Source organism: Bilophila sp. 4_1_30 (assembly GCF_000224655.1).
Lineage (GTDB): Bacteria > Desulfobacterota > Desulfovibrionia > Desulfovibrionales > Desulfovibrionaceae > Bilophila > Bilophila wadsworthia.
This window is the reverse complement of the sequence record NZ_JH114233.1, coordinates 709,772-735,423: the sequence shown is the minus strand read 5'-3', so window position 1 is coordinate 735,423 and position 25,652 is coordinate 709,772. Positions and strand designations below refer to the sequence as shown.

The following is a 25,652-nucleotide window of genomic DNA, read 5'->3' as shown; positions in this document are numbered from 1 at the left end:
CACATCCCTTCATCTCCTCTTTTACCTTCTTCGCTCCTCGCCTTCGACCGGGAACACCTGTGGCACCCGTACACGTCGGCGCTGAACCCGCTCCCGGTGCGGGAGGCGGTGGGCACGTCGGGCGTGCGCATCAGGCTGCGCGACGGGAGGGAACTGGTGGACGGCATGTCCTCGTGGTGGTGCGCCATCCACGGCTACGGACATCCCGTCCTCATGGACGCCGTGCGGCGGCAGTCCGCGAAAATGGCCCACGTCATGTTCGGCGGCCTGACCCACGAACCCGCCGTGGAACTGGGGAAACGGCTCCTGCCGCTGCTGCCCGGCAACCTGAAGCATATTTTTTATGCCGATTCGGGTTCGGTTTCGGTTGAAGTCGCGCTCAAGATGGCGGTTCAGTACTGGGCCTCGAAGGGCAGGCCGGGCAAAACCCGCTTCCTCACCCCCAAGGGCGGCTACCACGGCGACACGCAGGGGGCCATGTCCGTCTGCGATCCCGTAAACGGCATGCACACCCTGTTTACCGGCATCCTGCCGAAACACCTGTTCGTCGAGCGTCCAAGCTGCCGTTTCGACAGCCCGTTCGATCCCGACAGCCTCCGGCCCATGCGCGACGCCATCGAGCGCCACGCGGACGGGCTGGCGGCGGTCATCCTCGAACCCATCGTGCAGGGCGCGGGCGGGATGTGGTTCTATCACCCCGACTACCTGCGCGGGCTGCGGAAGCTGTGCGACGAGCACGAACTCTTGCTGATCGTTGATGAAATCGCCACAGGATTTGGGCGTACCGGCAAGATGTTCGCCTCGGAATGGGCGGGCCTCAAGCCGGATATCCTTTGTCTCGGCAAGGCGCTCACCGGCGGCACCATGACGCTGGCGGCGACCGTTGCCAGCGAAGCCGTAGCGCGGGGCATTGAAGAGGCCGGGCCGGAGCAGGGCGGCGGCGTGTTCATGCACGGCCCCACCTTCATGGGCAACCCGCTGGCCTGTGCCGTGGGATGCGCCAGCCTCGATCTTCTGAACGCCTCGCCGTGGGCCGAACGCGTGGAAGGCATCCGCCGGGGCCTTGAGGAAGGGCTTTCGCCGTGCCGGGAATTCCGGGGCGTCCGCGACGTGCGGACACTCGGCGCAATCGGCGTCGTGGAAGTGGACAAGCCCGTGAACATGGCCGTCTTGCAGGATTTCTTCGTTGAGCGCGGCGTGTGGGTGCGTCCGTTCAACCGGAACATTTATCTCATGCCGCCGTATTGTATCGAGCCCGAAGATCTGCGGCGTTTGACGGACGCCATTGTGGACGCCGTGCGCGGGGCCTATTCCTGATACTGTTCTGCCCCTAGAACAGAGGTGCGGGCGTACCTCGCGGTACGTCCGCGCCAAAGCGTGGCGGAGAGCCTCTCCGTAGTTCCCGGAGAAGCTTAAAGGGGTGGTATGGCTCTTTTCAGCAGGAGCCTTCCCCGAACCAGCCGGCAAGCTTGGCGTCGGCTTTGGCCTTGGCCTCGGCGTCTATATAGGAAGCGGCCATGACCACCGCTGCCGCGAGCACGCCGATATCGTCGGTGAAGCCCACGACCGGGATGAAATCGGGGATCACGTCGATGGGCGAGATGAAGTAGCCGAGCGCGCCGTAGATCACCATTTTCGTCTTGAGCGGCATGGACGGATTGTCCAGCGCGTAGAACAGGCGCAGGGCGCTGCGTATGCCCTCACAGCCGACTTTCTTCGCGTGCCCTTTGATTTTTTCCCAAAGCTTTTCGGGGGAGAATTCGGAAACGTAGGCCGACCACTGGCCGTTTTCCTCTTTCATATCGATGAAGTCCTTGTCGCTCATGGCGGCCTCCCGTCCCGTGTTTTCTCTGAATGTGGGCACGGCTGGGCTGCGTGTCAAGAAGACGGGGCAATCACAAAAAGACGTTGCCGTATCCAGCCATCAGGCCGGGGTAGGGCAACGCCTTTTTTGTGGGGGATGCGGGGGCATCCGGGAGTGGGAGGAGAGGCGCGGGAGCGGGCCACGCCGGGGTTACATGATGCCGATGAACGTCCAGTAGGGGATGGCGATGACGGCGATGAACGCCCCGGCGACGATGCAGCGGGCGATCATCGTGGGAATGACGTGCTTGAGGGTCACGCATCCGGTGGTGAAGATGTAGAGGAACATGACGCCTTCATAGGGGAAGAAGTACTGATCGAGCCCGTACTCGAAGGCGTAGAACAGGGGCAGCGGGTTGACGCCCATCTGGACGCCGAGTTCGCCGAACGCCGGGGTGAAGGCCACGGTCGCCGCGAAGGGGGTCAGGAGCAGGTTGGTGACCACGCCCGCGAGGTAGGAGCAGAGCACGCCGAGCGTGGGGGGCAGTTCTTTGAGGAACGGGATGATGGACGAGACGGCCCACTTGTTGGCTCCGACTTCGCCCGCCACAAACCCGATGGCCATGCAGCCCGCCACGAAGACGAGGAACACGATGTTCAGGTTGTTGAAGGAGGAGGGCTCCATGATCTTCATGCCGGGCATGTAGCAGAACAGGGCCACGAGGCAAAGCACATACACGGCGTTCACTCCGGTCCACGGCTCGACCATGAAGCCGAGGATGCCGAGGATGGCGAGGACGAGGAGGCGCTTTTCGGAAACCGTCATGGGGCCCATTTCGGCGAGGCGCTCTTCAAGGATGAGCTTGAGCTTTCTGCCTTCGGGAAGCTGCACCTTGCCGCGCATGAAATAGATGGTCAGGAAGGACAGCGCGACATAGATGGTGTTGATGAAGCAGGCGTGGTTCAGGTATTCCCACCAGTCCACATTGCCGCCGATGGCCTTCATGAGCACCTGGAACGACCAGATGAAGGACTCCGAGGTGTGCAGGAACTGCATGGTCGGGGCCGCCGCCGCGAAGAAACAGGCGATGACGATGATGGAGGACAGGCGGGACTTGGGATCGATGTCCAGCGCCCTGATGATGCCCACGGCGATGGCGCAGAAGATGACCGTGCGGGCGAACCCGGAGGCCAGCAGCAGGCCGAGGATGATGCCGCCGATGGCGAACCCGATGAGCATCCCGGTGAACGTGCCGCCCGTGAGGAGCATACAGCGCAGGGCCACGCGCTTGGCGAGCCCGGTCTTTTCCATAGCTTCGCCGAAGATGGCCGCGCCGAAGGTGGTCCAGATGAGCACGGTGGTCCACGGCCCAAGCACGACTTCGGGTGGGGCCATGTTGGTCAGCAGGTAGAGGAAGGTCAGCGCGGCGGCGACTGCCACGGCGGGCAAGAGATCGAAGGTCCAGATGATGACCGCTGCGGAGGTCATCCCGAGATAGAGGGGCATCTGAGGCGAAACGTCACGGGGAGCCAGCAGGTAGAACAGGCTGGCAAGGCCGAGCACGGCGAACCATTTTAAGGTCAGGGCACGGTTCATGGGGACTCCTGCGGGAGGCGGGTTCAGAGGTCGGGGAGCCGCGCCGGGATGCGGGATTCCGGCGCGGCGGACGCTGTCTTAGATGGCCGATGTTTTGGGGAAGGCGAAGTTGTCCATATAGTAGCGGTGCGGCTTCACCGGATAACGATCCAGCGGAACGGGGTCGGCACGCAGATCCATGCCGTCGTGCCCGCTGCGGATGACGATCCACGCCGGATCGCCGTGGCGTCCGGGGAAGTCCTCGCGGTAATGCCCGCTGCGCGATTCCTTGCGCATGAGCGACGCCTTCAGGTACATTTCGGTGATCAGCGCCATGGAGCGCGCTTCCACGAGCTTGACCAGATAGTGCGGCTCGGGGGCGGTCATATACGGCAGGATATTTTGCTTGGCGTCTTCAAGGCGTTCCAGCGAACGGGTCAGGCCCTTGCCGCTCTTGAGGATGCACACGTCCATCGGGGCCATGAGTTCCTGCATGAGCCGGACCACGTCCTTGGGGTAGACGCCGGGCTTGCCGAGCAGGGACAGGGTGGCGTCGAGAGTGCCGGAAGCGTGGGCGTCGTCGAACCGCGGCGCAGAAGCGAGCCCGGAAACGTATTCACCTGCGCTGTTCCCCGCGATGTAGCCGGTCGTGGTGGTCTTGCAGGTGTCCCAGCCGCCCATGTAGACGCCGGGGGTGACGCTGCGGGCGCGTCCGGCCACGAACAGGCCCGGAATGCCGCTCCAGCCGTCCTTGTCGGCCACGGTGCCGCCGAATGAGGTGAGAACCTGCGGCATCCATTCGGTTTTGCTCTTGAAGAAGTCGATGCCGAGTTCTTTCAGTTTGGTGTCGTTGAGCTTCATCCAGCCGCCGGTGGGAGTCATGATCTCGATCCCCTCGGGGCTCATGGTGCTGGTGTCGAAATAAATCGGTCCGCGTCCGGCCCGGACTTCAAAGGCCATGCCGCGCACGTTGTAGTGCGGGTCGGCCTTGGCTCCGAGCTTCGGGGAATAGCGGCGCATGAAATCCTCGCCTTCGCCGTTGAGGAAGCGCGCGCCGTAGGGGAGCATCCCGGTCTGGCCTTCCCACGCGAACAGCTTGGGCACGTTCCAGTTCTCGATGAACTCCATGTTGCGCAGGGAAGCGCCCGCGCCGTAGGCCAACGCCGCGCCCTCGCCCGCACAGGTGTTCAGCAGGTACGAGCCCTTCCAGCCGCCGTTGTGGGCGGCGAGGATGACGGCCTTGGCCCGGAACAGGCAGGGCGCGCCGCTCTGGGCGTGGAAGCCCACGGCCCCGGAAACGGCGTCGCCGTCCTTGACGAGATCGGTGATCTCGATGCGCCCGAGGCGCTGGACGTTGAGGCGCTGGAGCTCGGCATTGAGGATCTGCGTGGTGTGCGCGCCGCCCTTGCCGTAGGGGTGGTAGAAGTAATAGCGCATGAGTTCGAGCCCACGCTGGGGGATGCTCATGAGCCTGCCGGAATCGTCGCGGGCGAACTCGTGGCCCATCTTCTCGTAATCCTTGAAGCGCTCGTAGGACTGGTTGAGGATTTCCTCAAGCACATCCTGCTCGCACAGCCCGTCATAGTAATAGACCAGCTCTTCGACCAGATCCTTGGCGGCGAACTCCGGCTGCTTGACGATCATGTCGCCGCCGGACATCCCGCCGAGGCCGCCCCAGTCGCGGGGGCCCTTGTCGACGATGAGCACGTTCTCCACATGTTGCCGGGCCGTCAATGCGGCCCACGAACCCGAAAAGCCGCCGCCGATGATCAGCACGTCCGTATCGAAAACAAAAGGTTTCGCGCTCATGGCTAGTCCTCGCAATGGATTTCAAGGGTACGCGGGAGCGGTTCCTTGAAAGGATGCACGTTGATGGCTTCCGCCGGGCAGCGGAGCTCGCAGGTGAAGCAGGTCATGCAGTCGTCGTTGTAGGCGATGCGGGCCTTGGCCCCGCAGGTCATGCAGCGCATGCCTTCCGCCAGCACGGCATGGAGATCCAGCCCCTGCCGCCGTTCTTCAAAGCCGGGGGCGTCTGTCACGGCACGTTCGTTGCGCGGGGAGAGGAGCACCCCTTCTCCGGGGAGCCTGTCCTTGTCCACGGTTTCGCGGACGGCGGAGCGGTTGGCGAGGATCTGGCCTCCGCGCAGGTAACGGTCCATCGAGTAAGCCGCCTCGCGGCCTCCGGCGATGGCTTGGATGGCCGAGGCCGGGCCGCTGGACGCGTCGCCCGCCGCGAATACGTCGGGGCGGGAGGTTTCAAAGGTGACGGCGGCGGTTTCGATGGTGCGGCGGGGCGTGATGGCCACGTCCTCCGCAAAGGGATCGAGATCGGCGGCCTGCCCTATGGCGAAGATCACGGCATCGGCGGGGATGGTGCAGGTCTGCGTTTCATCAAAAGACGGGCGGAACGCGCCGGAAGCGTCCTTGACGGAAAGGCAGGCTTTGACGGTGAGGCCGGAAACGGCGTCCGTGCCTTCGACGCGCACTGGGCCCCAGCCGCACTGGAAATCAATGCCTTCTTCGCGGGCGTCGGCGATGTTGTGTGGATAGGCGGGCAGTTCGGCTTCGGACTCAAGGGAAACCATGCTCACGGACGATGCTCCGAGGCGTTTGGCGGAAATGGCCGCGTCGACGGCAACGTCGCCGCCGCCCACGACCACGACATGGCCCGAAAACGTAGGAGCGTGATCGCCGCGCACGGCGCGCAGGAACTCCACGCCCCACAGCACGCCGGGCAGTTCCGCGCCTTCAATGGCGATCCTGCGGCTGAGGCTGGTTCCGGGGGCAAGAAGGAACGCCTTGTAGCCACGCCGGCGCAAATCGCCGAGGGTCAGGTCGCCTCCCTTGCCGATGCGGGTGTTGCAGCGGAAGCTGACGCCGAGGGCTTCAAGCCGGGCCACATGCGCCTCGACCACGGCGTCGGGCAGGCGGTAGGCAGGGATGCCGTAGCGGAGCATGCCGCCGGGGCGCGGCGCGGCCTCGAAAACGGTGACGGGGTATCCCATGCGGGCCATAAAACAGGCGCAGGAAAGCCCGGCGGGGCCGGAACCCACCACGGCGATCTTGGCGGTATGCCGGACGGCGGGCTGTTCTTCGGGCAAATCGAGATCGCCGAGGAACTGCTCGACGGCGTTGATGTTTACCGCGCCGTCCACGGCATTGCGCGCGCATTCCTTTTCGCAGGGATGGAAGCAGATGCGCCCCGTGATGCCGGGGAATGGGTTTGCCTGACGGAGTTTTTGGGCGGCTTCTTCAAGCTTGCCTTGCTGCACGAGGGCATTGTAGCCGCGAATGTCGGTCCCCGCAGGGCACGCCGCCATGCAGGGCGAAACCTTGCTCTGGTCGGTGTCGAGGCGGAACACGTCGAGGCTGCACGACTTGAAGCAGGTCCCGCATCCGATGCATTTGTCTTGATCGATAACGTTGATCACGTCCTGTCTCCTTGGCGTTCCCCGCGTCGCGGGGGACGGCTATGTGAAGGGTGAGGGGATGGGCGGGCGCGCATCCGCCCTCCGGCTCACTTCCCATTGTGCGAACCTTCACACAGCCGCTCTCAAGAAAATGGCGCAGATGCGCCATTTGTGAAAAAAAGTGGAAAAAAGAGGAGACAGGATGAAACAGTATGGATTGTATGGTTTTTTCTGTAGAGGTTCCGGGTTATTCCCCGGCTATTTTTTGCAGGAGGGCGAGGTCTCCGATCCGGAGGCGGTTCTTGGTCAGCTGGAGGAGGGCGCCGCACCCGCGCAGGACCCGCAGGGCCCTCACAAGCGTAGCCCTGTGTATCCCAAGGAAAACCGCCAGTTCTTCCTGGGTCATCTGGGGGTTGAAGTCGAGCTTGTCGCCGTGCAGACGTGAAAGCCCGCACAAAAAGAGGCTGACCTGTTTCACCGCCGTTCCGCCGCCGGTTTCGGAAAGGTTGGCGTGCATCACGAGCACCTTGGTGCTCATGGATACCATCAGGTTGATGATGAGTTCCGGGTATTCGGCGACGAAACGCGGATCATGGAGCAGCGTGCCGGGGAAGCGGTACAGTTCCACGTCTTCCATACAGTAGAAGCGGCAGTCGGGATCGTCGAACCCTGCCAGCGCCGTGGCCTCATTGAATACATTCCCGCTGCCGATATAGACCATCGCCCGCTCGCGTCCGCTCTCCGTGCCGTGCATGATTCGGAGGCGCCCCTTGGCGAGGTAGTAGAAGTCGAACATGGCGTCGCCCGCCAGTACGAGGGGGTAGCGTTTCGGGTAGGTGTACCGCGTCGCCAGATGGAGCAGGCGGCTCCACGGTGCGTTCATGTCCTCAAGTTTCCCGGTGCGGGAGGAATCGGCATCCAGCTTGAGTGGTTTCATGGAGCCTCCTGTCGTCACAGCCTTTTGTCGAGTGACGCTCCCTGATAGCCCGTGCGGGTTGGCGAGGCAAGCGATCTCACGGGGCTCCGCCCCGGACCCTGCCGAGGGGCTCTGCCCCTCGGGACCCCGCAAGGGGCGAGCCGCCCCTTGACCCGGCGGCGCGATTACCCTGGCGGCAACGCCGCCAAGGTAATCGCTTAATATACAATGTAGTTCAATTCGTATACCGGAATCTGTCCATGTACTATGTGATAACCATCTAAATTTGTTTATCCGAAATGTCTGTCCGACGAGGCGATAACCTCCCTCTGCAATAACACCGTCAATATGTTCGCGATGAAACCGTGACGTGCAAAACCCCGCGCATTTTCCTTTCCCTAACATTGCCGCCAGTAAGGGCCGTTTCCCAGAGAAGCGGCTTTTTGTATGGGAAACGGAGCGGCGGCTATCCATTGGGGGGAATAGCCGCCGTTTGGGGGAGTGGGGGAGGAGGAAGCCCCCAGGTTGGTGGAGAGGAGATTTTTTTGAGCCCTGCGTTTCCGGAATTCCAGTAAAGGGAGATTCCTTTATGCCCTGAGCGCTTCCTCCTGCGGTGTTGCCGCGGGAGGAAACGCTTGTGCCGGGTCAAGGGAGCGCTGCTCCCTTGCGGAGTGCAGAGGCAGCGCCTCTGCCGGGGTTCCGAGAGGGTCCGGGGCGGCGCACCATCAATACATGCCGAGCGCCTTCGGGAGGAACGTCACGACGTCGGGGAAGAAGATGAGGAAGAACACCACGAGAATAAGCAGGAAAATATACGGACAGGCTCCCTTGGCGACCCGCTCCAGCGGGAGGTTGGACAGGTTCATGGCGATGAACAGGTTGACGCCGAGCGGCGGGGTCAGCAGGGCGATCTCGTTGGTTATCACCCAAAAGACGCCGAAGAACACGGGGTCGATGCCCACGGACTTGATGATGGGTAGGAAGACCGGCGCGAGCACGACGATGGTGGCCAGCGTTTCCATGAACATGCCGAGGAAGAACAGCAGTGCCGCGATGAGCAGCAGGATCAGGATGGGATTGGTGGTGTACAGCATCATCTGGGCGGCGAGCTGCTGCGGGATCTGGTACATGGTCAGGAACCGCCCGAAAATGGTGGACACGCCCACGACGATGAGGATGGTCCCGGTGGAGATGTTCGCCAGCTTCATGGCGTTGAACACTTCCTTCAGGGAAAGCTTCTTGGTGATGAAGAAGCCGACGAAAAGGGCGTACCACACCGCGACGACCGAGGCTTCCACGGGCGTGCATATGCCCGCGTAGATGCCGCCGAGGATGACCACGGGAGCCATGAGGGACCAGATGTTCTTCAGGAGCGCCCGCCCGAATTCGGCCATCGTGTAGGAATGCATCGTGCCCTTGTAGCCGTGGCGGCGGGCGATGGTATAGGCCGTGAACATGAGGCAGGTGCCGACCAGCGCGCCGGGTACGAAACCGGCGGTGAACAGCGCGGAAATCGAGACGTTGGCGATGATGCCGTAGACCAGCATGGGGTTGCTCGGCGGGATGAGGATGCCGAGCGTGCCGCCGGTAGCCGAAACGCCGGCGGCGTATTCGGGCGAGTAGCCGCGCTTGATCATGGAGGGGATCATGATGCTGCCCATGGCGGCCACGGTGCCGGGGCCGGAGCCGATCATGGAGGCGAAGAACATGCAGCCGAGGATGGTCACGATGCCGAGCCCGCCGCGTATGTGCCCGACGAGCATGGAGGCGACCTCAACGATCTGGGCCGCCATGCCGCCGCGTTCCATGAGCGCCCCGGCGAAGACGAAGCCCACCACCGCCAGCAGGGGGAACATGTCCGAGACCTTGATAAGGTCAATCATGACGAGCGAAAGCGGGATGTCGCTCAGAAGCAGCACGGTGATGGACGCCATGCCGAGGGAGACGAAGATGGGCGTGCCCATGACGAGCAGGACAGCCAGCGCAATCCAGATGAGGACTTCAAGCGACATCAGAATACCTCCTCGCTGGGAACGACTAAGGGATCGCGCTTGGTGAAGATGCGCCACCAGCGCTCGACGAGGCGGACGGCCTGCAAGGTAAAGGCGATGGGCACCGCCGCGTAGACATAGCGCATATCAAGCATCAGCGCCCCGGAAACCATCGGGCGGTCGCTCATGCTGATGATGAAGTCCGTCCCGACGTTCACCACGATAATGCAGAAGATCAGCCAGATGATGTCCGTCGTAAGGAGCAGAAGCATCTGGCCGAGCTTCGGCAGGAGCTTGAGCTGCGCGGTCACGCGGATATGCAGATTCTTTGAGGCGGCGAGGCTTGCCGCGAAATAGACAAGGTACAGGAACAGGAAACGGCTGACCTCTTCAGACCATGCGATGGACTTGCCGCCGAAGTATCTGTAGCACACCTGCATCATCAAAAGCGTCATGATGACGCCGAGAAGCGCACAGCAAATGTACTCTTCAAGGTTCTTCCAAATGGACGCCAGCTGCTCGCGCATGACTCTCTCCTCACCCGTTGAGGTTTAGCGGCCCGGAGGAGGAAGCCACCTCCGGGCTCGGCAGGCGTTATTGCGGACGCGTACGTCCGAGGGACTTCATCATGGTGTCAAGCAGGGAAATATCGCCGATCTTGTCGTAGAACTGCGGCCATACGTTCATGGCCTTTTCCTGCCAGACGGACTCGTCTTCCGGCTTGTCGAGGATTTCGACACCCTTATCCTTGAGCACCTTGACGAGGTCGGTTTCCATTTCGGCAATCATCTTGCGGTTGTTTTCGGTGGCGAGACGTCCGCCTTCGAGGATGGCCTTCTGGACGTCCTCAGGCTGCTTCTTGAGCCACGCGGCGTTCACCACGATGGGGCCGATCCACACCTTGTAGTGGATTTCGGTGATGTACTTCTGCACTTCCTCGAACTTGTTGGAAGCAAACACGGGATAGGGGTTTTCCTGCCCGTCGACGACCTTCTGCTGGAGGGCGTTGAACGTTTCGTCCCACGCCATGGGCGCGGGTTCGCCGCCCCACGCACGGAAGGTGGCGATCATGATCGGGTTGTTGGGCACGCGGATCTTGAGGCCCTTGAGGTCTTCAACCGTACGGATGGGGTGCTTGCTGTTGCTCAGCACGCGGAAGCCCTGCACGAGCCAGCCCACGGCCATGTTGCCGCTCTCGGCGATCATGCGCTTGTTGATCTCGTCCCAGTTCTGGTCGATGAGCTTGTAGCAATCTTCATAGTTGGTGAACATGTACGGCAGGTCGAACACGCCCATTGAGGGGCTGAACACCGTCACGTTGTTGACCGCGAGGGACGCGATCTGAATGACCCCCTGCTGGATGTCCTGAAAACTCCGCTCCTCGCCGCCAAGTTGGCTGCCGGGGTAAATCTGAACGTCTACCTTCCCGTTGGTGGCCTTTTCCACATAGTTCTTGAAGTCGAGGGCCGCCGCGTGATGCGGTTCCTTGACCATCGCGCTGGAGCTGTGGCTGTAGCGCATGACGATTTTTTTCTCGGCCGCACTGGCAGGGGAAACCAGAAGCAGCGCTCCGCAAACCGCCCCTAAAAGGGCCCGGTTGAAGCTTTGCCGGATGTTCATGAAGACCTCCTCATTATGGGTGAACAGTCTGAAATCCATTGCCATAGTCGCGCTTTTTTCTAAGAATGCGCGCTGCACATTCATGAAAGAGCGTACTTTTTCACTTGCATGTCGCCTCAAAAGAACGTAGAAATAGAGATAATCGACCTTAATCAATAGTAAAAAACGTTTTCATGCTCTTGCGTTTACGGGCGCTTGCGATGCATGTCCGCCATCATCTTGTCGAGGAGGTCGAGATTGCCGATTTTGGGGTAGAGATCAGGCCAGAGAGCCATCGCCTTTTCTTCCCAAACGTTTTCGTCTTCGGGCTTGTCGAGGATTTCGACGCCGGCCTTCTTCATGGCGGGCTTCAGGCGGGCTTCCATAGCCATGATCATTTCGCGGTTGTGCTTGGTGGCGAGGCGTCCGCCTTCGAGGATGGCCTGCTGGATGTCGGCGGGCTGCTTCTTGAGCCATGTGTCGTTGACGACCATGACGATGATTTGGAGCTTGTAGCGCAGCTCGGTCATGTACTTCTGCACTTCTTCAAACTTGTTGGACGCAAAAACCACGTACGAGTTTTCTTGGCCGTCGACGACCTTCTGCTGAAGGGCGTTGAAGGTTTCGTCCCACGCGAGGGGGGTCGGTTCACAGCCCCAGGCCCGGAACGTGTTGATCATGACCGGGTTGTTGGGCACGCGGATTTTGAGGCCCTTGAGGTCTTCGATGGTACGGATGGGGCGCTTGCTGTTGCAGACGTGGCGGTAGCCGAGGTCGAGCCAGCCGATGATGCGGTTGCCGCTTTCCTTGATGGTTTTGGCGTTGAGTTCGTCCCAGTACTTGTCGAGGATGGTCCAGCCTTCCTGATTGGTCCTGAACAGGTAGGGAAGATCGATGACATAGAGGGAGGGGGCGAACACGGCGGCGTTGTTGGAAGCCAGGGATGCTATCTGGATGACGCCCTGCTGCACGTCCTGAAAGGCGCGTTCCTCGCCGCCGAGCTGGCTGGCGGGGTAGATCTGTACTTCCACTCTGCCCTTGGTTTTCTCTTCAACGTATTTCTTGAAGTCCAGAGCCGCCGTGTGATGAGGCTCCTCCACCATGGCCGCCGAACTGTGGCTGTAGCGCATGATGATTTTCTTTTCGGCCGCCGCTTGCGCGGGCAGGCACAGGATCGCCCCGATCATCAATCCTACCGTCGCCTTCCATGTGTTGGACAGTTGCATAACGCCCTTCTCCTTGGGGTTATCTGGTTAGGCCTGCGGCCTTCCGGGGTGCCGTGTGGCTCCGGGGTCGCAGACATGAGGCCTAAAGGGTGGATTTCCTTATAACTATGATGCCTGTGAGCGATTTTTGAATCCGTTCTTTTATAAAAAAATATGAATATTCAATATATTGTATGTTATAGTTTATATTAGAATGAATACGTTTTCATTCTATGCGTCAAAAAAATATCTTGTCAAGAGATGGGATGTCTTTTTTTGTGTCCTCAAAACCGTAAAAGACATATTTTTTATAGAATACAGTCTATTAAAAAAGATATTTTTTGCCCTTTCAAGCACTCCCCACAGCACTGTGAAGAGGTTTCCGCCCTCACGGGGTCTGCCGCTGTGGGAGATGCCAGAAATGCATGTGTCCATATAACATATGTAAATACAATATATTTTTTCTTTTTCGGCACGCTCTTTCCCAGTAAATGGAGTGGAGTGAGGTACAAAACCCGGCCTTTGCCGGAGCTGAAGGGGGTGAAAGCAAAAAAACGTTGCAAAGAGGCTTGACAGCGGTTTTATGGGCGGCTAGATTGAAAACGTACTCATTGAAGTACAAAATAAATGGATAATACATTGAAAAGAAACAATAAAATGAATGAAAACGGTTTCAACAACACTCGGGCGACCATAAAAGACGTTGCCGTCAAAGCGAACGTCTCGCTTTCGACCGTATCCCGCGCCCTCCGCGAGCCGGACAAAACGCCCGCGGAAACGGTCAGCAAGGTCAGGGCCGCCGCGGAAGCGCTCAATTACGTCTACAACGCGACGGCGGGTTCCCTCTCCAAAAGGCGCTCGGACACCATCGGCATCCTCCTGCCTTCGCCGACCTACGCGGCGTTCGGCGTGAACCTGATGGCGATCCAGAAAACGTGCTCGGAGCGGAACTACTCGTGCAAGGTGGCCTTGTCGCAGTTTTCGCCGGAGGAGGAGCGCCTCGCCATGCGGCGCTTCCACGAGCAACGCATCGGCGGGCTCATTCTCGTCGGGCTGGACATGAGCAATGTGGAGTACATGAAGACGCTGGAGGCGGCGGGCATCCCCTGCATCATCCTGTGGGAAGTGCCGGACGAAAGCGTGAACTATATCGGCATCGACAACGCGCGATCCATCTATACGAGCGTCAAATACCTCATTGATCTCGGCCATAAGCGCATCGGTTTTCTGGTCGGCCCCATGACCTGCGCGCGCCGCACCATTGACCGCATGGAAGGCTACAAGAAGGTGCTCGCCGACAACGGCATCCCCTTCGATCCGGAACTTATCCGCTCGCAGCCGCCGTCCTATCTGCTCGGCAAGGAATCCATGCGGGCGTTTTTGAAATTGCAGGACCCCCCGACGGCGGTGCTGTGCGTGAACGACTATCTGGCCATTGGGGCCATACGCGCCATCACCGAGGCGGGGCTGAGCGTCCCGGAGGACATTTCGGTCTGCGGCTTCGACGACATCGACATCGCCGCCTACTTCAACCCGCCGCTGACGAGCATCAAGACGCCCTGCTACGAAATGGGCCAGATGGCGGCGAACATCATGATCTCGGCCATTGAATCGCAAACCCCGCTGAAGGTGCAGTACCTGCTCGACACGGAGCTTATCGTGCGCAGGACCTGCGGCAGGGTCAAAGAAAAATAAAAGGAAGGAATCCGCATGAATACTTGTGAAGCTACGCCCTCCGCGGCCCAAGAGATACGCATTCAGAGTCTCGGAACGCCGGAAATCGATTCTCCGTTGTCGCGCAATCTGGCGACGGCGGGCGAGAGGCGCGTGGTCTTCACCGTGGACGAGGAGCTGGTGGACGAAGGCGCTGCGCCGCGCCCCATGTCCTTTGAGCTGGCGGGCCCCCGCGACCGGATCTACTTCGATCCGAGCAAGACGAAATGCGCCATCGTGACCTGCGGCGGGCTGTGCCCGGGCATCAACGACGTCATCAGGGCCATCGTAATGACGGCGTACAACGCCTATCGCGTCCCTTCGGTCCTTGGCATCCGCTACGGCCTGCAGGGGTTTATCCCGTCCTACCGCTACGACGTGCGCGAGCTGGCCCCGCGCGATGTGGAAGGCATCCACGAGTTCGGGGGGACGATCCTCGGGACGTCCAGAGGGCCGCAGTCTTCATCCGAAATCGCCACCGCCCTTGAGCGCCTGAACATCAGTGCGCTGTTCATCATCGGCGGCGACGGGACGATGAAGGCTGCGGCGTCCATCCAGCAGGAAGTCGCCCGGCGCGGCAAGCACATCTCCATTGTCGGGATTCCGAAAACCATCGACAACGACATCAATTTCATCCCCCATTCCTTCGGCTTCGAAACGGCGGTGGACAAGGCCGCCGACGCCATCCGCTGCGCCCATATCGAGGCCGCCAGCGTCTTCAACGGCATCGGCATAGTCAAGCTGATGGGGCGCGAATCGGGCTTCATCGCCGCCAACGCCTCCCTCTCCATGCGCGAGGTCAATTTCGTGCTCGTCCCCGAGGTCCCTTTCAGCCTCTACGGCGAGCGGGGCCTGTTCCCGGCTCTGGAAAAGTGCCTTGCCGCGCATTCCCACGCCGTGCTCGCCGTGGCGGAGGGGGCGGGGCAGGATCTGCTTTCTGAGCACGAAACCCGCTGCGACGCCTCGGGCAACAAGGCGCTCGGCGACATCACCGGGTTCCTGCGCGCGAAGATCGCCGAATACTTTTCAGCCAAAAAGATACCTTACTATCTCAAATATATCGATCCGAGCTACATGATCCGTTCCGTCCCCGCCAACGCCAACGACAGGCTGTACTGCGGCTTTTTGGGCCAACATGCCGTGCACGCGGCCATGAGCGGGAAGACGGGCATGGTCGTAGCCAACATCATGGACAAGTTCGTCCATCTGCCGCTGGAGCTGGTAACGCGCAAGCGCCGCACCATGAGCGTGCGTTCCGATCTGTGGCAGTCGGTTCTGGAAACGACGGGGCAGGGGGACGTGATGGGCACGTCCCCCGAACCGGAACAACATCTGTAAGGAAGTCGAGGCTGAACCATGAACGAGCGGAAATTGCGGCAGCTCACCGAGCTGAGCAAGGAAGCGAGGCAGTTGCTCACCAAAATGATCGGCCAGATCGGTGTCGGGCATGTGGGCGGTTCCCTGTCCCTCATCGAAGCGCTGGTCTACCTTTATTACGAAGAAATGCGCGTACGCCCCGAAGAGCCGGGCTGGCCCGACCGTGACCGAATCGTGCTCTCCAAGGGCCATGCCGGACCCGCGCTGTATACCCTGCTGGCCATGAAGGGCTACTTTGATAAGGAAACCCTCCTCACCCTGAACCAGCCCGGCACCAGGCTGCCGAGCCATTGCGACATGAAGCTGACCACGGGCATCGACATGACCGCGGGTTCGCTTGGGCAGGGGCTTTCGGCGGCGGTGGGCATGGCGCTGGCGGCGCGCATGGAGCGCAAGGACTACCGCGTCTACTGCATCGTCGGCGACGGCGAGCAGCAGGAAGGGCAGATCTGGGAAGCGGCCATGTATGCCGGGAGCCAGGAGCTCGACAACCTTGTCGTGCTGGTGGACGACAACGGGATGCAGATCGACGACTACACCGACGCGATCAACGCCGTGCGTCCGCTCGACAAGCGTTGGGAAGCATTCGGCTGGGCGACTCTGTGCATCGACGGGCACAACTTCTCGGATCTCGAAGCCGCGCTGAACCATGCCCGCACCATCAAGAAGCGCCCCACCGCCATCATCATGGCCACGGTCAAGGGCAAAGGGCTTTCGGTCGCGGAAGGCAAGCTCAGTTCGCACAACATGCCCCTGTCGCCCGAAGACGTTGCCGCCGCTTTGCAGGAACTCCAATAAGGAACGAGGAATGCCGTCATGCTTGAATCTCAGGAAATGCGTAAGGTCTATTGCGATACGATGATCGCGCTTGCCAAGGAGGATCCCCGCATCGTGGACGTTGAGGCGGATCTGACCGGCGCGCACGGCATGAAGCCGTTCAAGGCGGCCTATCCCGACCGCTCCTTCAACGTGGGCATCGCCGAGGCCAATATGGTCGGCGTGGCCGCCGGGCTGTCCGCCTGCGGCAAGATCCCCTTCGTGCATTCTTTCGCCACGTTCGCCTCCCGCCGCTGCTTCGACCAGATCGCCATCTCGGTTTGCTACGCCGGGCTGAACGTCAAAATCGTGGGCTCCGATCCGGGCGTCGGCGCGGAACTCAACGGCGGTACGCACATGGCGCTTGAAGACATGGGCATCATGCGCACCCTGCCGGGCATGACCGTGTTCGAGCCCACGGACTCGGTGCAGCTCCGCAAGGCCCTGCCCGCCATCGTCGAGCACGAAGGCCCGGTATATATCCGGCTGTTCCGCCGTCAGGCCGAAAACGTCTTTGACGATGGCTACGAGTTTGATCTCGGCAAGGCCGATCTCCTGCGCGACGGTTCCGACGTGACCCTGATCGCGTCCGGCGTCTGCGTCGCCAACGCGTTGCAGGCCGCCGAAACGCTGGCTCAGGAAGGCGTATCCGCCCGCGTGCTCAACATCCACACCATCAAGCCCATCGACGCCGACGCCGTCATCAAGGCCGCCTCCGAAACCGGCGCGCTGGTTACGGCGGAAAACCACAACGTCATCGGCGGGCTTGGCAGCGCCGTTGCGGAAGTGCTGGCGGAACAGCGGCCCACGCCGCTGGAACGTGTCGGCGTCAAGGATCATTTCGGTCAGGTGGGCAAGGCGCCCTATCTGATGGGCGTGTTCGGCATCACCGCCGCGGACATCGCCAAGGCGGCCCGCAAGGCCATCGCCAGAAAGTAGCCGCCCCCGGCGTTCCGCCGGAACCATCCCGCTTCACTGGTTTCACCGTTTCCCTGCCCGCTCGGCCAGGGGGGCTGAAGTCATACCTTTTTTCGGACTCAAGCAAGGATTGGATATGGATACCGTAGGCATTGTAGGACTGGGGGTTATGGGAAGCAATTGCGCGAAAAAATTGATGGAAAGCGGGGTTCCCGTGGCCGGGTACGATCCGTATCCGCCTGCCGTCAAGCGCGCTTCCGAGGCCGGGGTGAGCATGTGCGGTTCCCCGGCGGAACTGGCGGGCAAGGCCGGGGTCATCCTGATGTTCGTCCCCGGCCCCGCCGACACGGAAAAGGTCGTGCTCGGCGAGGGCGGGATCGCATCCGGGGCCCCCGAGGGCACCGTGGTCGTCAACATGAGCACGGTCGATCCGGGCGTGAACATTCGCATGGGCGAGGCGCTGGCCCCCAAAGGCATTGATTTTGTGGACGCACCGGTCATGGGCAGCCCGTCCGGGGTGGGAAGCTGGGCTTTTGCGCTCGGCGGCTCGGATGAGGCCCTCGCCAAGATCAAGGATGTGCTCCTCGTACTCAGCGGATCGGAAGAAAAACTGTTCCACATCGGGCCGCTCGGGCACGGCAACAAGCTGAAACTGCTCAATAACATGATGCTCGGCGCGATCGACGCCTGCGCCGCCGAGACCATGGCGCTCGCCGAACACATGGGTCTGTCCCAGAAAACGCTCATCGACGTGGCGGTCGCCGCCAACGCCCGCGTGCTCAGCAACGCCTATAAGGAAATCGGTACCCGCATCGCCGAGGGGCGTTACGACGGGCCCACGTTCACGGTGGACATGCTCATTAAGGACAACAAGTTGTGCCTCGACATGGCCAGAGAATACGGCGCGCCGCTCATTCTGGGCGCGGCGGTGGACTATGTGCACCGGATGGTTTCGGTTCAGGGCTACGGCGCGAAGGACCACGCCGTGTCATGGAAGGCCGTGGCGAAAAACTGGAAGGCATAGTGCCGGCAGTCGGTTCCGCCGGGTGGGTACGCCGCGAAACGGGGTTTATCCGTGTTTTCCGGGTAAACGGCGCGTTTCAGGCGGCTGTGCCCGGACGTATTGAGAGTAGTGGCTTCCGAATGGTTCTTCCCCAAAAGCACATGTCATTTGCATAGGGTATAAAGCAAAAACCATTCAGGTGTTAGCACACTCGCTTCTTTTAGCCGTGGGGGCATCCCCGGGGAGGTTTCATGCGTATTCTCGTAACGGGCGGCGCGGGCTTCATCGGTTCCCATCTTGTCCGCGCTCTGCTGCGGCAGGGCGACGAAGTCGTCGTTTTCGACCGTGTTCCGGTTCCTCATCTGTTGCAGGACATCATGGATTCGATCACCTACGTGCAGGGCGACAGCGCTTCGGATCTCGATCTGTACCGGGCGGTGGCGACCAACGGTATCGAGGGGATCTTCCATCTCGGCGCGCTTATGGCGGGCGTGTGCGAACAGAATCCGCCGCTGGCGTTTCAGGTGAACTTCCGCTCCACGCAGGTGCTGCTTGATGCGGCGGTGGCCTGCGGGGTGAAGCGGTTCTTCTTCATGAGCTCCATCTCCCTGTACAGCCCGACCTCCGTCGAACCCGTGCCGGAAGACGCGCCCAAGGATCCCGCCACCATCTACGGGCAGACCAAGCTGGCCGGGGAGCACCTGCTGCGCTGGTACGCCGACAACCACGGCATCGACAGCCGGGGCATCCGTCCCACATGGGTCTGGGGCCCCAACCGTACCAACGGCCTGACCACGCAATATACGACGGGGCTTGTGGATTCCATCGCCAGAGGCGGCGAGGTGCACGTCGACAACCCGGACGAGCGGGGCGACTGGATCTACATCCATGACACGATCAAGGCCATGCTGCTGGTCTGGAACGCCGAAAAGCCCGCACAGCGCTTCTATACCGTCTGCGGCAGCGTCCACACGCTTCGGGAAGTCGCGGAACTGACCAACCGCCTCTGTCCGGAAGCCAAAGTCACCTATGCGGAACACAGCGCGAACACCTCGCCGTATGCGTGCTCGTTCGACGATTCCGCTATCCGGAAGGAGCTGGGTTACGCGCCCGAATGGTCCATCGAGGACTCCGTAAAGGATTATATCCGCGTGGTCATGGGAAGAGATTAGCGATTGGAATGGTCGACCGTCGGGGCGGGGAAGGCCTTTTGAAGAAGAGGCTTTCCCCGGCTTCAACCTCTTTCCTTCCCAAGACTTTTGAAAGGAATGTGTATGGCCGTATTGCTTGGTGTCTGTAATTGGGTGCATCCCCTGCTGCAATCTCCGTCATGCTGCAAGAAGCTGAAGGAAACGGGGATCGATGCGATCCAGCTCGATTTGGGTTCTGCGGAGGAATATTTTCCGCTGTCGTCGCCGGGCATACAGCGGCAATGGAAAGAAGAGGCTGAGCTATACGGCATCCGGCTTGACGCTGTAGTTGTGCTGGCTGTCCTGAAGCACGGCATGACCGCCGAGCCCGGAAGCGAACGGCGCAATACGGCGGAAAAGGCCATTGCCGCCGCCGTGGACTGTGCCGCCGACATGGGCATTCCCCGGATTGTGCTGCCGAGCTTCAAGGCGTCGGCTATCCGTAACAAGGACGATCTGCGTGAGACGGCCCGCTGTTTGCGGCTGGCCTGTGCGCTGGCGAAACACCGGGGCATTGCTGTAGCCACGGAAAATCTTCTTGATGTTACGACGATGAAATCCCTTTTGAATATCGTCGCCTACGATAATCTCTGTTCCTGCCTCGACCTGTCTCATTTTGTCCTGCGTAGGCGGGAAGACGTGTTTGAGGCCTTGCCGGAACACCTCGCCGTGTGTTGCGGCGTGCATCTCAAGGACGGCATGTACGGCGAACCCGGAGTCAGGCCCCTCGGTGAGGGGTCATGCCGCGCGGGTGAGTTGCTCGCGGCGCTGAAGCGGGAAGGGTACGATGGGCCGCTGTTCCTCGAAAACCGTTATACGGAGCCGGTTTTCGGCTCGGATGCCCTGTATGCGCTCAGGCGCGATGCCGAGTATGTCCGTCAGGCTTTTCTGTAACGGCTGTTGCCAGTTTTGGCTGTAACGCATCGCGGCGTTTCAGAAACATGCGGCCTCTTTCCTGAGCGTTTTTTTGAGCGCAACGTCGTTGAGGGAAACGTACCCGCCGGGCCACGGTTTTGCAGTATGGCCTATTGCCCTTGCGGGATTACGGTACCTCTGGGCGGGGCCTGAGCCCGTTTGATGCGGAACGGCGCATGTTTTTTGAAACGATACGGAACCTTTTGAACAAAGGATAGGTCAGATGCCTCTTACCGGACCTCGGGACATGTTTGCGAAAGCCCTTGCGGGCGGTTTCGCCGTGGGCGCGTTCAACATCAACAATATGGAAACCGTGCAGGGGATTTTGCAGGCCGCCGGGGACGAGCGTTCCCCCGTGATCCTGCAAGTCTCCAACGGGGCGCGCCAGTACGCCGGGCGGGGTTATCTCCGCAAAATGGCCGAAGCCGCTTCGGAAGAAACCGATGTGCCTTTTGTGCTGCATCTGGATCACGGGTCCGGTTTCGACATCTGCAAGGCCTGCATCGACGACGGGTTCACTTCGGTCATGATCGACGGCTCACACCTGCCTTTTGAGGAGAATGTGGCCGTCACCCGCCGCGTCGTGGAGTACGCCCATGACAGGGGTGTCTGGGTCGAAGCCGAACTCGGACGGCTCGCCGGGGTCGAGGAAACCGTTTCGTCCCGCGAATCCGTTTATACCGATCCCGAAGAGGCAGAAACATTTGTAGCCCGTACCGGATGCGATTCGCTTGCCATTGCCATCGGGACGAGTCACGGCCCCTGCAAGTTTTCGGGGGAGGCGCGGCTTGATTTCGAGCGCCTTGACGCTATCGCCGCCCGTCTGCCGGGCGTGCCGCTGGTGCTGCACGGCGCGTCGAGTGTGCCGCAGGAGGCCGTGGCTGCCGTCAACGCGCACGGCGGGAATGTCGCGGGAGCCTCCGGCGTGCCCGAAGACCTGCTTCGCCGCGCCGCCGCTTCCGCCATTTGCAAGATCAATATTGATACGGATCTGCGGTTGGCCGTCACCGCCGCCATCCGGACCCTGCTTACGGAGCGCCCCGAAACCTTCGATCCTCGCTCCTATCTGACCGCGGGCCGCGAAGCCGTGCGCGAGATGGTCCGGCATAAGATCCGCGCCGTGCTCGGTTCGTCCGGGCAGGCATAAACGTTCGGCGTCCGACCCCCCGGACGCTGGGCAGGGCGTCCCCGCGTTTGCGAGCCCTCGGGGACGCCCTTTCTTTTTGCCTCCGGTTCATGCTTCCGGACCGCCGCTTCCCGCAGAAAGAAGGGCATCGGGGAGACGGTGCTTCCGCCACATTCCCCCACATCATGGGCTGGAAGTTTTTGTCCGGATACTGGGTTTTTAGGCTGGCCTGAAAGCGTGTTTTTTTGTTCCGCAATGTGAAGGAGCGTTTTCACTTTTTCAAAGTGGGAACGCTCTTTTGCTGCGTACGGGATCGGTATGCCGTTACCGGGCAATGCGTGTTTTTGGGTGTAAAATCGGTTCGTTCCGTAGCGGGTGGAGTCTCTTTATAACTCTATCGTACTAAAAATAATGTTTATTTTATTGACGCACCATACCGTGTGAAGGATAGTATGGGGAAAAAAGGAGACAGTCATGTCATACCGCATAGTCAAAAAGATCGTGACGGGCCGTCAGGCGATAGACGGGGCCGGGGTACATCTGGTCCGCGTGCTCGGCTCAGGGACGATCCGGGACTTTGACCCGTTCCTCATGTTGGATGCGTTCGACTCGCTGAATCCTGCGGATTACGTGCGCGGCTTTCCGCTGCACCCGCATCGCGGGATTGAGACGTTTACATATCTGGTGAAAGGCGAAATCGACCACAAGGACAGCCTTGGCAACAGCGGGCAGATTAAAGACGGCTGCTGCCAGTGGATGACGGCGGGCGGGGGCATCCTGCATCAGGAAATGCCCAAGGCATCCCCCCGGATGCTCGGGCTCCAGCTCTGGATCAACCTGCCGCGCGACAAAAAAATGGTCCATCCCAAATACCGCGACATCACCCCCGACGATATCCCCGTCATTGAGGAGAAGGGCGTGACGATCCGCGTCGTCACCGGAAAATACGGCAATATCGGCGGCGCGACACAAGGCGAATACGTGGACGTGCAATTCCTTGATGTAGAGATGGGGCCCGGCGGCACGTGGGAGATGGAGACTATCCCCGGCAATACCGTGTTCTCGTATCTTATGGAAGGTTCGTGCGCCTATGAGCCGGAAGGTGTGATCCAGCCCGCCCGGCGTGCCGTCCTCTTCTCGGATGGGGACAAGATCCACCTCCATGCCGGTCCCGAAGGCGCCCGTATGGTCATCGTTTCCGGCAAGCCCCTCCGCGAGCCCGTAGCATGGGGAGGCCCCATCGTCATGAATACCGATGAAGAGCTGCGCAACGCGTTTATGGAACTGGAAGAGGGGACGTTCATCCGTCATGGGTAACATTCTGCGGCTGTTCCGCCGTTGAAAGGTACGGGCGTCCGTTCCCGCAGCTGCCCGCGCCTCGCCCAAAGCCCTCCTCACGCGTTCCCGCGGGATGGGGCGCTTCAGCCTTGAAAGGCAAACCCAGCCTGAAAGGAGCCCGTTTTTGGGGGAGGCGTTTTTCCCCCGCCTTTGCCGAACGGGAATCCGCAGGGCTTCCCGCTTTTGACAATGCCGGAAACCGCGCGGCGGAGAGCCTCGCGTTCCGATACACAGAGAAACATCAGGAGGTACAGAATGCACCATTCCCGAGTCATGGCAGGCGCGATGACGCTGCTGCTTCTGAGCGCTCCGGCTTCTTGGGCCGCAACGCCGCAAAAGGAAAAGGCGGTGACCACTGCGGAACCGTTTGAAGGGGTCGTCATTGCCGAAGGCCTTTCCGCTCCGTGGGATATGGTCTGGGGGCCGGGCAATCATATTTGGGTTTCCGAGCGCGAAGGGAGCCGCATCACCAGTGTGGATCCCGAAACAGGCGAGAAAAAGCTCGTCGGCAGCATTCCGGACGTGAAGGTCGGGCCGCAGCATGAAGGCGTGCTCGGCATTGCCCTTGATCCCGATCTCGGCAAAAACGGCAGCAAGAACAACGTCTATGTCGCGCATACATATATGGACGGCGGCAGGGAACACGCCCGCATCGTCCGGTTCCACTATGATCCGCAGACCCGGAAGATTGCCGATCCCAAAGTAATCCTGAGCAACATGCCCGCCGGGGATGACCACAACGGCGGTCGCCTGCGCTTCGGGCCCGACGGCAAGCTCTACTACTCCATCGGGGAGCAGGGGCACAATCAGGGCGCGAACGTCTGCAAGCCCATCGACGCCCAGCGTATTCCCACCAAGGCCGAACTCGACGCGGGCGATCATTCCGCCTATGCGGGCAAGGTACTGCGCCTCAATCCCGACGGCGGCATCCCGGACGACAACCCGGTCATCAACGGCGTCAGGAGCCACGTGTACACCTACGGCCATCGTAACCCGCAGGGGCTTGTGTTTGTGGGTGATCTGCTCTTTGAGGCCGAGCACGGCCCTTCGTCAGACGATGAGATCAATCTCCTCGTGGGGGGTGGCAACTACGGCTGGCCGCACGTCGCCGGGTTCCGGGATGATCAGGGCTACGTATACGGCAACTGGTCGGCGGCCCCTGACTGCGAAAAGCTGGCGAAGAGCTACTTCCCGACCGATATCCCCGCCAGCGTTCCGCAGCAGAAGGAAACCGAGTGGAAGGCCGAGGATTTCCGCGAACCCATCAAGACGTTCTATACCGTGCCGAATTCGTACAACTTCCGCGACGGGCGTTGCGGCGACATGGCCTACCTGTGCTGGCCGACCATCGCGCCGTCGAGCGTCGCCTACTACCCGGCGAACGGCCCGATCCCCGGCTGGGGCAACTCCCTTCTCGTGACCAGCCTCAAGAACGGCGCGCTGTATCGTGTACCCCTCAATGCCGACGGCAAGACCGCGCAGGGCGACGTGACCAAGTACTTCCATACGCCCAATCGCTACCGTTCGGCACTCGTCTCGCCCGACGGGAAGACCATTTACGTGGCTACCGACGTGCGCGGCAACGCTCTCGGCAACGACGGCAAGCCCGTCAACGACATGAAGAACCCCGGTTCGATCATCGCGTTCATCTACGACGCCAAGCAATAATTTCCGGTAAGGAACGTACGGAGTTCCTGATGGAGGGAAACCTTTCTGGAGAGAGGTTTTCCTCTTTTGGTTTTCTTTACCTTTGCTGTGGCATCCGGCTGATAGGAAAAGCGGAATGGTGGGAACCTCTTCCGCGTGGAAGATCCGGAAATGTGATGAAGAGAAGGGGAGGCTCACAAAGAAGTATTCGCATGGCTCCCTCTTCTTTTTCCTATGAGAGGAGGCTTGGGGCTTTGGCTCCCATAGAGTTGGGGAACCGTATCCCTTTGCTTCGCAAGAAAAAAAGATCCTTTCCGGATGGCCCATTCAGCGCCGTGCTTCAAGCGGTTCCGTTGGCGGCCTCGCGGTCAAAGGAAACGCGGCGCAGGTCAAGGGCGCTTCCCCTGCCAAAGCACCCTTGCCGGGGGCCGGGAGGAGCCTTCGGGTGAGGCCCAGCTTCAGGCTTGCTTCGGTTCGGATGTCCGTTTGCCGCCCAGTTTGCTGGAAAGCCCCATGAACACCGTATAGAAAAACGGGGCGTACAGCACGGTGAGCAGCGCCGTCGCCACCATGCCGCCGAAGACGGCAGTACCCAGATATTGCTGGTTGATTGCGCCCGCGCCCGTTGCCCAGAGCATGGGCAGGGCGCCCACGGCATAGGCCAGCGAGGACATGAGGATGGGCCGGAACCTGACGCTCGCGGCCTTGTGCGCCGCCTGCATGGGGGTCATCCCCTGTTCCCCGTAGCGGCGCGCGTACAAGACCAGAATCAGCGCGTTTTTGCTGGACATGGCGATGAGCAGCAGCATCCCGATCTGCACATAGATATTGTTGTCCATGCCGCGCAGCATGATGGCGGCCACGGTGCCGAACAGCGCCAGCGGGATGACCAGCAGCACGCCGAGGGGCAATATCCAGTTGGCATACAGCGCGGCGAGGATCAGGTAGACCAGCAGGATCGCCAGACCGACGGCAATGGCGGCCTGCCCGTGGCTTTTCTCTTCCTGAAAGCTCATCCCCGTCCACTCGTAGCCGAAACCTTGGGGCAGTACCCGCCCGGCGATTTCTTCCATAGCCTCCATGCCGGCGCCCGTGCTGACGCCGGGGGC

Annotated in this window: 21 protein-coding genes; 11 read left to right on the top strand and 10 right to left on the bottom strand. The window is 60.9% G+C overall.

Features of this window, described 5'->3' with window-relative positions; genetic code table 11:
- Nucleotides 1-1,317, top strand: a 1,317-nt coding sequence (bioA, locus tag HMPREF0178_RS15110; RefSeq protein WP_009380552.1) for an adenosylmethionine--8-amino-7-oxononanoate transaminase, incomplete at its 5' end; no start/stop codon positions are given.
- 118 nt (nt 1,318-1,435) lie between these two features.
- Here the strand turns inward: bioA and HMPREF0178_RS15105 are convergent.
- The 9 genes from HMPREF0178_RS15105 to HMPREF0178_RS15065 all read right to left on the bottom strand — a co-directional run bounded on the left by HMPREF0178_RS15105 (nt 1,436) and on the right by HMPREF0178_RS15065 (nt 12,521).
- Entirely contained in the window at nt 1,436-1,825 is a 390-nt protein-coding gene (locus tag HMPREF0178_RS15105; protein ID WP_009380550.1) for a YkvA family protein, read from the bottom strand.
- A gap of 189 nt (nt 1,826-2,014) precedes the next feature.
- The gene (locus HMPREF0178_RS15100; RefSeq protein ID WP_009380548.1) at nt 2,015-3,400 is read right to left on the bottom strand and encodes an SLC13 family permease; all 1,386 of its coding nucleotides are present in this window, start codon (nt 3,398-3,400) and stop codon (nt 2,015-2,017) included.
- 78 nt (nt 3,401-3,478) lie between these two features.
- Nucleotides 3,479-5,188, bottom strand: a complete 1,710-nt coding sequence (locus tag HMPREF0178_RS15095) for an FAD-binding protein (RefSeq protein ID WP_009380544.1) — start codon at nt 5,186-5,188, stop codon at nt 3,479-3,481.
- Between the two features lie 2 nt (nt 5,189-5,190).
- Nucleotides 5,191-6,810 carry an FAD-dependent oxidoreductase gene (locus tag HMPREF0178_RS15090; protein WP_009380542.1) on the bottom strand — a complete coding sequence of 540 codons (1,620 nt, stop codon included), beginning with the start codon at nt 6,808-6,810 and terminating at the stop codon, nt 5,191-5,193.
- Nucleotides 6,811-7,036: 226 nt separating this feature from the next.
- Nucleotides 7,037-7,726, bottom strand: coding sequence for a Crp/Fnr family transcriptional regulator (locus tag HMPREF0178_RS15085; RefSeq protein ID WP_009380540.1), 690 nt, complete (start codon nt 7,724-7,726; stop codon nt 7,037-7,039).
- Between the two features lie 704 nt (nt 7,727-8,430).
- Nucleotides 8,431-9,717 carry a TRAP transporter large permease gene (locus HMPREF0178_RS15080; protein ID WP_009380538.1) on the bottom strand — a complete coding sequence of 429 codons (1,287 nt, stop codon included), beginning with the start codon at nt 9,715-9,717 and terminating at the stop codon, nt 8,431-8,433.
- Nucleotides 9,717-10,223, bottom strand: a complete 507-nt coding sequence (locus HMPREF0178_RS15075; protein WP_005023948.1) for a TRAP transporter small permease — start codon at nt 10,221-10,223, stop codon at nt 9,717-9,719. Before HMPREF0178_RS15075 ends, HMPREF0178_RS15080 begins: the two co-directional genes overlap by 1 nt.
- Before the next feature lie 67 nt (nt 10,224-10,290).
- Nucleotides 10,291-11,316 carry a TRAP transporter substrate-binding protein gene (locus tag HMPREF0178_RS15070; protein WP_009380535.1) on the bottom strand — a complete coding sequence of 342 codons (1,026 nt, stop codon included), beginning with the start codon at nt 11,314-11,316 and terminating at the stop codon, nt 10,291-10,293.
- Nucleotides 11,317-11,501: 185 nt separating this feature from the next.
- Complete coding sequence (locus HMPREF0178_RS15065; protein ID WP_009380534.1) at nt 11,502-12,521, bottom strand: TRAP transporter substrate-binding protein; 1,020 nt, start codon at nt 12,519-12,521, stop codon at nt 11,502-11,504.
- 636 nt (nt 12,522-13,157) lie between these two features.
- Here HMPREF0178_RS15065 and HMPREF0178_RS15060 point away from each other — a divergent pair.
- From HMPREF0178_RS15060 to HMPREF0178_RS15010, 10 genes are all read left to right on the top strand, one after another.
- Nucleotides 13,158-14,195 (top strand): LacI family DNA-binding transcriptional regulator, encoded by a 1,038-nt coding sequence (locus HMPREF0178_RS15060; protein ID WP_005023953.1) that lies wholly within the window; start codon nt 13,158-13,160, stop codon nt 14,193-14,195.
- Nucleotides 14,196-14,210: 15 nt separating this feature from the next.
- Nucleotides 14,211-15,551, top strand: coding sequence for an ATP-dependent 6-phosphofructokinase (locus tag HMPREF0178_RS15055; RefSeq protein WP_005023955.1), 1,341 nt, complete (start codon nt 14,211-14,213; stop codon nt 15,549-15,551).
- A gap of 18 nt (nt 15,552-15,569) precedes the next feature.
- A complete protein-coding gene (locus HMPREF0178_RS15050) occupies nt 15,570-16,388 on the top strand; it encodes a transketolase (protein ID WP_009380530.1) in 819 nt (272 codons plus the stop codon).
- Between the two features lie 18 nt (nt 16,389-16,406).
- Nucleotides 16,407-17,345, top strand: coding sequence for a transketolase family protein (locus tag HMPREF0178_RS15045; RefSeq protein WP_005023960.1), 939 nt, complete (start codon nt 16,407-16,409; stop codon nt 17,343-17,345).
- 115 nt (nt 17,346-17,460) lie between these two features.
- Complete coding sequence (locus HMPREF0178_RS15040) at nt 17,461-18,348, top strand: NAD(P)-dependent oxidoreductase (RefSeq protein ID WP_009380528.1); 888 nt, start codon at nt 17,461-17,463, stop codon at nt 18,346-18,348.
- A 230-nt stretch (nt 18,349-18,578) separates the two neighbouring features.
- Nucleotides 18,579-19,499, top strand: coding sequence for an NAD(P)-dependent oxidoreductase (locus tag HMPREF0178_RS15035; protein WP_009380527.1), 921 nt, complete (start codon nt 18,579-18,581; stop codon nt 19,497-19,499).
- 102 nt (nt 19,500-19,601) lie between these two features.
- A complete protein-coding gene (locus tag HMPREF0178_RS15030; RefSeq protein WP_009380526.1) occupies nt 19,602-20,411 on the top strand; it encodes a sugar phosphate isomerase/epimerase in 810 nt (269 codons plus the stop codon).
- Nucleotides 20,412-20,655: 244 nt separating this feature from the next.
- The gene (gene fba, locus HMPREF0178_RS15025) at nt 20,656-21,579 is read left to right on the top strand and encodes a class II fructose-1,6-bisphosphate aldolase (RefSeq protein ID WP_009380525.1); all 924 of its coding nucleotides are present in this window, start codon (nt 20,656-20,658) and stop codon (nt 21,577-21,579) included.
- 453 nt (nt 21,580-22,032) lie between these two features.
- Nucleotides 22,033-22,875, top strand: a complete 843-nt coding sequence (locus tag HMPREF0178_RS15020) for a pirin family protein (protein WP_009380524.1) — start codon at nt 22,033-22,035, stop codon at nt 22,873-22,875.
- A gap of 276 nt (nt 22,876-23,151) precedes the next feature.
- The gene (locus HMPREF0178_RS15010) at nt 23,152-24,564 is read left to right on the top strand and encodes a glucose/sorbosone family PQQ-dependent dehydrogenase (RefSeq protein WP_009380523.1); all 1,413 of its coding nucleotides are present in this window, start codon (nt 23,152-23,154) and stop codon (nt 24,562-24,564) included.
- A gap of 437 nt (nt 24,565-25,001) precedes the next feature.
- Here the strand turns inward: HMPREF0178_RS15010 and HMPREF0178_RS22085 are convergent.
- Nucleotides 25,002-25,652 (bottom strand): efflux RND transporter permease subunit (locus tag HMPREF0178_RS22085; RefSeq protein ID WP_009380522.1); only part of this gene is annotated, 651 nt, incomplete at its 5' end.

Bases quoted from the DNA above. Each gene is read 5' to 3' on its own strand.
- HMPREF0178_RS15085 (WP_009380540.1), bottom strand. From the start codon at position 7,726: ATGAAACCACTCAAGCTGGATGCCGATTCCTCCCGCACCGGGAAACTT.
- HMPREF0178_RS15010 (WP_009380523.1), top strand. From the start codon at position 23,152: ATGCACCATTCCCGAGTCATGGCAGGCGCGATGACGCTGCTGCTTCTG.
- HMPREF0178_RS15075 (WP_005023948.1), bottom strand. From the start codon at position 10,223: ATGCGCGAGCAGCTGGCGTCCATTTGGAAGAACCTTGAAGAGTACATT.
- HMPREF0178_RS15080 (WP_009380538.1), bottom strand. From the start codon at position 9,717: ATGTCGCTTGAAGTCCTCATCTGGATTGCGCTGGCTGTCCTGCTCGTC.
- HMPREF0178_RS15040 (WP_009380528.1), top strand. From the start codon at position 17,461: ATGGATACCGTAGGCATTGTAGGACTGGGGGTTATGGGAAGCAATTGC.
- HMPREF0178_RS15020 (WP_009380524.1), top strand. From the start codon at position 22,033: ATGTCATACCGCATAGTCAAAAAGATCGTGACGGGCCGTCAGGCGATA.
- HMPREF0178_RS15045 (WP_005023960.1), top strand. From the start codon at position 16,407: ATGCTTGAATCTCAGGAAATGCGTAAGGTCTATTGCGATACGATGATC.
- HMPREF0178_RS15095 (WP_009380544.1), bottom strand. From the start codon at position 5,188: ATGAGCGCGAAACCTTTTGTTTTCGATACGGACGTGCTGATCATCGGC.
- HMPREF0178_RS15105 (WP_009380550.1), bottom strand. From the start codon at position 1,825: ATGAGCGACAAGGACTTCATCGATATGAAAGAGGAAAACGGCCAGTGG.
- fba (WP_009380525.1), top strand. From the start codon at position 20,656: ATGCCTCTTACCGGACCTCGGGACATGTTTGCGAAAGCCCTTGCGGGC.
- HMPREF0178_RS15060 (WP_005023953.1), top strand. From the start codon at position 13,158: ATGAATGAAAACGGTTTCAACAACACTCGGGCGACCATAAAAGACGTT.
- HMPREF0178_RS15050 (WP_009380530.1), top strand. From the start codon at position 15,570: ATGAACGAGCGGAAATTGCGGCAGCTCACCGAGCTGAGCAAGGAAGCG.
- HMPREF0178_RS15030 (WP_009380526.1), top strand. From the start codon at position 19,602: ATGGCCGTATTGCTTGGTGTCTGTAATTGGGTGCATCCCCTGCTGCAA.
- HMPREF0178_RS15055 (WP_005023955.1), top strand. From the start codon at position 14,211: ATGAATACTTGTGAAGCTACGCCCTCCGCGGCCCAAGAGATACGCATT.
- HMPREF0178_RS15100 (WP_009380548.1), bottom strand. From the start codon at position 3,400: ATGAACCGTGCCCTGACCTTAAAATGGTTCGCCGTGCTCGGCCTTGCC.
- HMPREF0178_RS15035 (WP_009380527.1), top strand. From the start codon at position 18,579: ATGCGTATTCTCGTAACGGGCGGCGCGGGCTTCATCGGTTCCCATCTT.
- HMPREF0178_RS15070 (WP_009380535.1), bottom strand. From the start codon at position 11,316: ATGAACATCCGGCAAAGCTTCAACCGGGCCCTTTTAGGGGCGGTTTGC.
- HMPREF0178_RS15065 (WP_009380534.1), bottom strand. From the start codon at position 12,521: ATGCAACTGTCCAACACATGGAAGGCGACGGTAGGATTGATGATCGGG.